7 protein-coding genes are annotated in these 9,403 nt (G+C 36.0%); 4 read left to right on the plus strand and 3 right to left on the minus strand.

The window, feature by feature from the left end; genetic code table 11:
* Together ABY905_RS10260 and ABY905_RS10265 are read left to right on the plus strand one after the other, a co-directional pair.
* Positions 1-540: hypothetical protein (locus ABY905_RS10260; RefSeq protein ID WP_372643296.1), on the plus strand; the 540-nt coding region annotated here is incomplete at its 5' end.
* A 370-nt stretch (positions 541-910) separates the two neighbouring features.
* Positions 911-1,729 (plus strand): TlpA family protein disulfide reductase, encoded by an 819-nt coding sequence (locus ABY905_RS10265; protein ID WP_372643299.1) that lies wholly within the window; start codon positions 911-913, stop codon positions 1,727-1,729.
* An 84-nt stretch (positions 1,730-1,813) separates the two neighbouring features.
* Here the strand turns inward: ABY905_RS10265 and ABY905_RS10270 are convergent, their stop codons facing one another.
* Positions 1,814-5,206, minus strand: coding sequence for a two-component regulator propeller domain-containing protein (locus tag ABY905_RS10270; RefSeq protein WP_372643302.1), 3,393 nt, complete (start codon positions 5,204-5,206; stop codon positions 1,814-1,816).
* 156 nt (positions 5,207-5,362) lie between these two features.
* Positions 5,363-6,544 (minus strand): phosphopentomutase, encoded by a 1,182-nt coding sequence (locus tag ABY905_RS10275; protein WP_372643304.1) that lies wholly within the window; start codon positions 6,542-6,544, stop codon positions 5,363-5,365.
* A 357-nt stretch (positions 6,545-6,901) separates the two neighbouring features.
* On the opposite strand from ABY905_RS10275, the gene ABY905_RS10280 reads away from it, so the two are divergent.
* Positions 6,902-8,077 carry a MalY/PatB family protein gene (locus ABY905_RS10280; RefSeq protein ID WP_372643307.1) on the plus strand — a complete coding sequence of 392 codons (1,176 nt, stop codon included), beginning with the start codon at positions 6,902-6,904 and terminating at the stop codon, positions 8,075-8,077.
* A gap of 275 nt (positions 8,078-8,352) precedes the next feature.
* Positions 8,353-8,808: a cold-shock protein gene (locus ABY905_RS10285; protein ID WP_372643310.1), complete on the plus strand. Its 456-nt coding sequence runs from the start codon at positions 8,353-8,355 to the stop codon at positions 8,806-8,808.
* Positions 8,809-9,268: 460 nt separating this feature from the next.
* Here the strand turns inward: ABY905_RS10285 and ABY905_RS10290 are convergent.
* A partial coding sequence (locus ABY905_RS10290) for a cold-shock protein (protein ID WP_372643312.1) occupies positions 9,269-9,403 on the minus strand: 135 nt, incomplete at its 5' end.

Raw genomic sequence — 9,403 nt, forward strand, 5'->3', positions numbered from 1 at the left:
GAGGTAATCGAAGAAGGTAAAACCATATTGGCTGCAACCCGCCAAGCCTACGACGGTAATAAAACCGAAGACGACGAAACCACTGCAGCCTATGCCGCTTTCTATAACACAAAAATAGAGCTGGAAGATATCTTCAATATCCACCGTAAAAAAGCCAAAGTTGTATTTCGCAACGACCCATTAATATTAGATAAATTAGCCATTTCGGGTGCTATGCCACGCACATACATTAAATGGGTGGAAGCTGCTAAGAAATTCTATAGCGTTGCCCTAGCCGATGCAGGCATTCAAGCGAAACTGATCCGTTTAAAAGTTACCCTCGAAGATTTAACGGCAGCCAACACCATCATTACTGATTTGGAAAAAGCACGTTCGCTATACCTTCAAGAAGAAAGTGAATCACAGGAGGCAACCCGAACAAAAGATGAAGCCTTTTATAGAATAGATGATTGGATGAGCGAATTCTACGCCGTTGCCAGAATTGGTTTGGAAGACAAACCTCAGCTATTAGAGGCCTTAGGCAAAATAGTTAGAAACTAGAACAAAAGCCCAGCAGTGTGCGATTAGCTTCGCTGATCTCCACTTCGTTTTGGTAGTATCGCGTTCCTTATGTTTTAAATCAAATCCCCAAACTTTAATGAGTTTGGGGATTGTTTTTTTAGGTTCAACGAATATTAAAATAATCCAAGCCATAGCTTGAAATTAATCTAAGTAAGGAAATCCAACTTTTACTAGCTTCTGAATTATAAAGAGTCGTTCTATTTTATATAGAATGCATGTTTTACTTGAATTCAATATACTGTTTAGTCGAATTTATCATTAGTTTTAGGATGATAAATTTAATAGTGGTTTTCTTTATTTGTGAAAAGTAAAAAAAATCCAATAACAATTCGTTTAAAATAGAGTAAATATGAAAATTAAATTAGTATTTGTTGTGTTAATTAGCCTGGTATGTGTATTGGGTTCTTTTGCTCAGGATTCCAATAGTAAGAAACCAGCAAAAATGTTTATCATTAATGGTGAAGAGGTGACTCAGGAGTATGCGTTTAGTTTGGATACTAAACGAATTAAGCAAATGAATATGGGCGTTTCAGGCGAGGCCAAAGAAGCCCTAATAAAAAAGTATGGCGAAAGAGTTAACGAAAGTTCTGTGGTTGTATTTGATCTTTACACCGATGAAGAAATGAAGACCGTAAAACGAATTACGCCAGAAGAAGCCGTTGCCATTAACAAAAAGAATGCTGATGAGCGAGCAAAAAAAATCAAGGAATCGACATTGATAAACCCAGGTGATATGGCTCCGGACTTTGTAGTTGACATGTTAGATGGACAAAAAATTAAACTGAAGGATCTGAAAGGGAAAGTTGTTTTGCTTAATTTCTGGGCTACATGGTGTGCGCCATGTATGAAAGAACTTTACGAGTTTCCTGATAAAATTATTAAACCTTTTGCTTCTAATAATTTTGTTTTACTTCCGGTTTCACGTGGTGAACAAGAAGATGTGGTAAGAAAAAGAATGGAGAAGCTAAAGACCAAAGGCATTGTATTTAATGCGGGATTAGATCCTAATCAGGATATTTATAAGCAATATGCTACTGACTTTATTCCTCGAAACTTTCTTATCGATCAAAATGGGAGAGTCGTTTACACTTCGATAGGTTATAGCGAAGAAAAATTGAATGAATTGGCTAAGAAGATTGATGAATTATTGAAGGTATCAGAGAAATAAAAAGTACTCGTGCAGTAGCAAAGGATGTAAATGCAAAACGCCTCAAACTATAATTGTTTGAGGCGTTGTTGTTATAGAGCTTCTTTAGTTCGATGCCTTGGGTATCGTGAAATAAAAACAAGAACCTTCACCCAATGTGGATTTGACGCCAATTCTACCTTTGTTGATTTCAACAAACTCCTTACACAGGAGTAAGCCCAATCCAGTGCCTTTCTCACCAGAACTGCCAACTGTCTTGTATTTCTTATCGATTCGGAATAGCTTGTCTATATTCTCATCTGAAATACCTTCACCTTCATCAGCAATTACTACTTTATAGTTAGAATCTTCTGATTTAAGCGAAATATTGATTGTGGAATCCAGCCTAGTGAACTTTATGGCATTATTCAACAGGTTCCGAATAATGGTATTAATCATTTCCTTATCAGCAAAACCTTTGGCTTTATCAGGTAAATGATAGTCGATTTTAATGCCTTTTTTGTGTGCCGTGACCATATAAAGATTGATATTCTCTTTTATCAGGTCGGCAAGATCACAGTTTTCAGGTTGATAGGTAATCTTACCCGTTTGCGATCGCGACCAGGTTAAGAGATTCTCTAATAGTGCATAAATATGATTGATACACTGATTAATTTTTTGAACACCCATTTTCTTTTCATCATTATCTATAGCGTCATAGTTCTCGTGTATCACTTGAGATATCGACATCAGGCTGGTGAAAGGATTCTTTAGGTCGTGCGAAATAATCCTAAAGAAAGTATCCTTAGTTGCATTCAGTTCCTTAAGATGTTGTTCCGATTCTGTTAATTTTTGATTGGCAATACTAATTTTTTCATTCTGAATAAGAAGTAGTTTGTTTGTTCTTATTTTCAACAAATACCTGTAATTGAAAATGATGATGGCAATCAACAGTAGTATCTCAAGCAAAATAAACCACCATTCCATCCAAAAAGGAGGGTTGATTTTTATGCCCAATTCTCGAGTCTCTGTGCTCCATATGCCATCCGAATTCTGTGCTTTTAGTTGAAACAGATATTTACCTGGTTTTAAATTGGAGTAGGATACAAAATTTCGTTCCCCGGCATCAATCCAATTTTTATCAAGGCCCAGCATTCTGTAGTTGTAGCGTATTTGTTTAGGTGAAAAGCTTGATAGAGATGAAAACTCCATAGAGAGATGTCTTTGCTGATAGTCGAGTGTGATTTTATCAGTAGAAATGATACTTTTTTGAAGCTTGTAATGATCCTTAATGGCGTCGTAGTGCAGACGGTGGTCTTTGATTGAATCTATCTCTTGAGCCACAACCACGTCCTTACCCAATATTTGCATCTTGGTGATGATTGCATTATAAACGGGCTCAGGTTTGATTTCCTTTTTAGGATCGATAATATTTAATCCATAAACTCCTCCAAAATAGAGTAGCCCTGATTTACCCTTATGAAAGGCTCCCCCATTGAATTCATTGGATTGAAGTCCATCTTGGATTGTGAAATTCTTAACTGAATAATCTTTAATATTGAATCGACAGATGCCATAATTGGTACTCAACCAAATATTCTCTTGGTGGTCGGGCAGAATGCCATAAATCACATTATTGGGTAATCCCTCGCTAACACAGAAATGCTTAAAGACTTTAGTCTCGGGATCGAAGCGATTGAGTTGATTGTTGGTTCCAATCCACATGATTCCATCAGTATCTTCATAAAAACTGAAGACAATATTATCGGATAGTGAGTTTTGAGAGTTTGGAATAAAGTGATAATGCGTGAATTGTTCTGTCTTTTTATCTAGAATATTAAAACCCCCTCCATAATTTCCGATCCACAGCAGTCCTTTACTGTCTTCATAAATTGAGGAGTAAATAAAATTGTGTGAGATGCTGTGTGGATCAGAACTGGAATGTAAATACCTTTTAAAGGTCTTCGTTTTGGGATCGAAGCGATTTAAGCCCTGACGGGTTCCAATCCACAATATACCTTCACTATCTTCGAAAATAACACGAACCGAGTTGTGAGATAGACTGTTGGGTTTGTTGGCGTTGTTTCTGTAGTTCGTTTTTTGTCCTGTTTCAGGATTCAGTTTATAAAGGCCTTCTCCATGGGTTCCAACCCAAATTTGTCCTTTACTATCTTCATATACATCGCGAATAGCTGGCGTATTATCAAATGTATAATGCTTAAAATTTCCTGTTGATCTGTCATAAGCACTCAGTCCAGCATCATTTGTTCCTATCCAAACGGTTTGCTTGTGATCTTCCCAAATGCTCCACACAAAATCGCTTGGCATACTGTTTGTTGATAGGGCATTGTGCTTAAGAAGTTCAAATTTATGCGCCTGAGGATCGTAAATGCTGATACCAGCACCAAAGGTTCCAATCCAAATAGCACCGGAATTGTCTTCGTATAGGCAGTTGATAGAATTTTGAGATAGGCTTTGAGGATCAGCTGAATTGTGATTGTAGTGGCTTATTTTATAGGTGTGGGCATCTACTTTATAAAGACCAGAACCAAAGGTGCCATACCAGATATTGCCAATTTTGTCTTCAACAATAGGTTTGACCGTATTGGTTGCTAAACTGTTGGAAGAATCATAAGCTTCTATAAAAAGCTTGAACTGATTTTCGTCCTTTCTTTTTTTATAGAGTCCATTTTGTGTTCCTATCCAGAGGTTTTCTTTTTTGTCTATATAAATGCTTTCAATATGGCGTTTGCTGAGTTGAATCTCAGAATTGATCTGATTTAAATTGGTTTGTGTGTTTAATGTAAAGAGTCCAATAGAAGACCCGATTAAGAGTTTATCTTCGTGATAATAGAGGCAATTTACTTTTATTGATTTGAGTTCAGAGAAAGTGCTCGTTTGAATTTCATCCGACTTTGCATTATAATAAAGAAGCCCCTTATCGGTGGCAATCCAAAGAGATCCATTTCGTTTAGGAAGAAAAGCATTTATCCTGCATGAAATATCGGCATTTGTACTTCTTATTTCTTCAGCTCTTAAACTTTGAATATCTATTCGATTCAGGCCATTGTTTGTTCCTAACCAAAGTTTATTTCTATCATCTTCAAAAATCTGAGTGATGGTATCATTACTAATTCTTCTTTCGGGATCCGATAAAGTGGTGAACTGAGTGAATTTCTCCGTTTCCCTATCAAAATGAGTTAAGCCTCTCTGTGAGGCAAACCAAAGTTTTCCTCGACTGTCTTCAAAAATCTTTTCAATCCATTTAAAGGATATCGAATTTTCATTATTGCTTTTGCTTCGAAATATCGTAAAATGGTGTCCATCATAACGATTAAGTCCATCTTCAGTTCCAAACCACATAAAGCCCTTGGAATCTTGAAAAATGCAGTAGACGGAACTTAGTGAAAGGCCATCATTTATGGTTAGACGCCTGAATTGGATATGCTGTTGTTGCGCCACAAGAGAGTGGGCCAGCAACAGAAAAAGGAATAAAACGATTGATCTTGTTCTAAACATAGATGCTTGTTTATTGATTTCGCATCTTAAGTTACTGAAAAATATGTTTTTAATGAATTTGAATTATAATTGCTTTGTTAAAGATTGTGAAGTGTTGATATAAAAAAAGCCTTGACATAAATGCCAAGGCTTGCGCTATTAATATTACAATGCAACTTACAGGTATAAGTCTTTTGCGAAACTACCTTCTGATTGTGTTCCTAGTAATAACTCTTCAACTGTTGCAGCAATATCTGCAAATGTTGTGCGTGTTCCCAGGTTAATGTTTGTTTTGATATTCTTTCCATAAACCAATATTGGAATATACTCACGAGTGTGGTCAGTACCTTTATAAGTAGGGTCGCAACCGTGGTCAGCTGTAAGAATAAGAATTTCATCTTCTTTTAAGCGGCTTTGAATTTCCGGTAATTGTTGGTCAAATTCTTCAAGGGCCGCCTTATAACCTTCGGGATTTCTACGGTGACCATAAGCCATGTCGAAATCAACAAGGTTTGTGAAGATTAGACCTTTTGTATCCTCATTAAGAGCTTTAAGTGTTTTTGCAACGCCATCATTATTGTCTTTATTGGTACCACGAGAATCAGATAATCCCTGTCCTGCAAAAATATCGCTGGTTTTACCAATACCAATCACGTCAAGTTTGTTTTCAAGTAAACGATCCAATAGAGTAGGACGAGGAGGCGTTACTGAAAAATCGTGACGATGGGAAGTACGTGTGAATTTGCCTTTACCACTTCCTAAGAATGGTCGAGCAATCACACGGGCAACAGGAGCTAATTCTGTGCAAATCTCCAGAGCAATTTCACAAGCTTTGTATAATTCCTCTAATGGAACGATCTCTTCGTGTGCAGCTACCTGAAAGACAGGGTCAGCAGATGTATAAAGAATCCAGTTGCCTGTTTTCATATGTTCTTCGCCATACTCATCAAGAATAGCTGTACCTGAAGCAGGTTTATTTGCCATGACTTTACGTCCCGTTCTTTCTTCAAAAAGACGAATAACTTCATCAGAAAAACCATTGCTGTAAGTTGGGAAGGGTTCGTCAATCGCCACACCTGCAATTTCCCAATGACCGGTTGTTGTATCCTTCCCTTTAGCTGCTTCGGCAGCTTTACCGTATGCACCCAAAGTGTTTTTAGTGGGTTCAACACCTTGAATATCGGTTAGGTTACCTAGACCTAATTTTTGCATGTTTGGAAGATTTATACCACCACAATGGCTAGCAATATTTCCAAATGTATTTGAGCCTACATCGCCAAAATCAGCGGCATCAGGTAAAGCCCCAACACCAGCACTATCAAGAACTACAATAGTAGCACGTTCAATTCTAGGAATCATATCTTTAATTTAAATGTATTTAAGATAGCCTTGTGAGTAGGATAATCATAAACAGGTTTAAAATCAGCACCAGGCAGAAAAAACAATTGTTTATGGTCTCTTAGTTATCTGTTTTCGATTACAATATTTATTCTGAATATTCAATCGGAGGGATTTCCTCGTGGTTGTTTGTAGAGAGGCAAAGATAAAAACAAAATAATGAAATTCAAATCTTATCTGTAATGATTTTACATAGTGTTAGAGTGAATATGATCGGTTTTTACGACTTGAAATTCTTAAGAATAATTGAATGATAGAAGTAAAAAGTGTAATTTCGATCAATTATTCCCTAAGTAGTTAAAAAGTAAGAATATCTATATGCAATACGATTTTGATAAAATAATAGATCGGAAAAATACGAATAGTGTTAAACATGATGCACTTCAGACTTTTTTTGGTACTGATAATGTCTTGCCACTTTGGGTGGCCGATATGGATTTTGAATCACCTGATTTTATTCGTGATGCATTAAAAAACAGACTTGATCATCCCGTATATGCTTATACCTTCTTTAGTGAGAGCTTTTATTCTTCGCTGATTAAATGGATGAAAGACAAACACAATCATAGAATCGAACCTTCATGGATAAAAGTTACTCCAGGTGTTTTAACAGGAATATCGATGGCAATTATGGCCTTGACAAATCCTGGTGATAAAATTATTATTCAGCCTCCTGTTTATCATCCATTTTTTCATTTGGTGAAATCTAACGATCGTGTATTGGTTCAGAACGAACTTGCTTTTGAAAATGGGTGTTATAAGATGGATTTTGAGCATCTGGAAAAGTGTATCGACGAGGATACCAAGATGATTATTATTTCAAATCCACATAACCCAGTAGGGAGAGTTTGGACAAAGGAAGAGCTGAAAAAACTGGTGACAATATGTGCGAAAAATAAGATTCTGATTATTGCAGATGAAATTCATTCAGATATTGTGTTTGAACCCAACCAATATACACCCATTGCAAGCATTAGCTCCTATGCCCATAACAATAGTTTGACCTTTGTGGCACCCAGTAAAACTTTTAACATTGCAGGTTTATCGACTTCTGTTGCTATTATTCCCAATAGAAAGCTTCGCAAGCAATTTATAGCTTTAACTTCTCGTCTACACCTTGATAGTGGAAATGTTTTTGGAACTGTCGCCTTTGAGGCAGCTTATACCCATGGAGAAGAATGGCTTAATCAGTTAATGGTTTATCTTAAAGCCAATGTTGAATTGGTAAAGTCATATTTTGCCGAGCATTTACCAGCTATAAGAGTGGTGGAGCCTGAAGGAACTTATCTTTTATGGTTAGATTTTTCGGCTTTGAATTTAGAAGATGAACGTTTGCATCAGATTCTAGTTGACGAAGCTGAAGTAGCCATGAATAAAGGAATATCATTTGGTTTAAACGGTTACAATTTTATGCGTTTAAATATTGGATCACCCCAAGCTGTTATACTTGAAGGTTTAGAAAGAATGGTTGCTGCTCTGAAAAGATATGAATGAGTTTAGCCTGATTTAAGGACCTAAGTGAATAGTCTATAGGGGTTGAGAGTGAATTTTTCAAATGAGATTAAACATATAATTGTTTTTTAGAATCGACTTTCTTTATGGTAGTCAATGAAATATATCTTCATTTTACTGATGTGTAAGAAAAAAAATATGTAAAAGTTGAATAATTTCCGTATCTTGCAGCACCATTAGGATTTGGCTTTGATAGCTCTGTTATTATGTGATTAAATCTTAATAGGTACATTATTGTAAAAGAACTAAAGAATTAAATGGCCAGATCAAAAGAAACTTTCGGTAAAAAAGAGTTAGAAAAAAAGAAACTCAAGAAAAGAAAAGAAAAAGAACAACGTAAAGAGGAAAGAAAAGCCAGTGGTGGCGGTCTTTCTTTTGAAGATATGTTAGTCTATGTTGATGAGAATGGACAGCTCGTTTCAACTCCTCCAGATCCAACTAAAAAGGTAGAAATTGATGCCGAAAGCATCGTTCTTGGAGCTAGAAATAGTAATGCAGGTTATGTTGAGGATCCATTACGCAAAGGAACTGTTACTTTCTTCAATACAAGTAAAGGATATGGTTTCATTAAGGATTCTGAAACATCAGAGAGTATTTTTGTTCATATCAATGGATTAGTTGATCAAGTGAATGAAAATGATAAAGTGAACTTTGAAACAGAACGTGGTCCTAAGGGCATGAATGCTGTGAATGTAACTTTAATTAAAAAATAACACAGATACAGTTTTAAACTGTTCTTCAATATTTAAGGATACTTATCGTAACGATTTGTATCCTTTTTTTTGCTTAGTTTATGAGTGAAATTTGTATAGAAAAAATCACCATCTAGAGATGGTTACCATTATAAATTGAAGTAAAAGAGCTAGTCAATTGCTAATACCTTGACGCTAATGGTCTACTTGTGTCAGCTTCATCTGGTCCAACTTAAACAAGAAGTCAATGCAGACTTTATTTCTGGGTTCAAGAAATAATTAAGTAGATTTTTTTGAAAATTCTCTTTGAATAGGAAAAATTTATTTTTTCAATACCAATAGGGGATATGGTTTCACTGTAGATTCCGAAACATGAGAAATTATTTTTGTTCCGGACAATGAGTAAGGTTGGTGTAGGAAAATTAGGGCATAAAAAAACCACCTTGAGAGGTGGTTTTCTTTATGTGTCGTAATGACTGAATTAGTCAATTACTCTTACGTTTACGGCGTTCATACCTTTACGGCCTTTTTCCATATCGTACTCAACTTTGTCGTCTTCACGAATTTCGTCAATAAGACCTGTAGAGTGTACAAAAATGTCTTCACTTGAATCAGA

This window comes from Ancylomarina sp., assembly GCF_041555295.1.
Lineage (GTDB): Bacteria > Bacteroidota > Bacteroidia > Bacteroidales > Marinifilaceae > Ancylomarina.

What these genes read in the sequence shown, in the direction of transcription:
- ABY905_RS10275 (WP_372643304.1), bottom strand. Translation starts at nt 6,544, where the DNA reads ATGATTCCTAGAATTGAACGTGCTACTATTGTAGTTCTTGATAGTGCT.
- ABY905_RS10270 (WP_372643302.1), bottom strand. Translation starts at nt 5,206, where the DNA reads ATGTTTAGAACAAGATCAATCGTTTTATTCCTTTTTCTGTTGCTGGCC.
- ABY905_RS10280 (WP_372643307.1), top strand. Translation starts at nt 6,902, where the DNA reads ATGCAATACGATTTTGATAAAATAATAGATCGGAAAAATACGAATAGT.
- ABY905_RS10265 (WP_372643299.1), top strand. Translation starts at nt 911, where the DNA reads ATGAAAATTAAATTAGTATTTGTTGTGTTAATTAGCCTGGTATGTGTA.
- ABY905_RS10285 (WP_372643310.1), top strand. Translation starts at nt 8,353, where the DNA reads ATGGCCAGATCAAAAGAAACTTTCGGTAAAAAAGAGTTAGAAAAAAAG.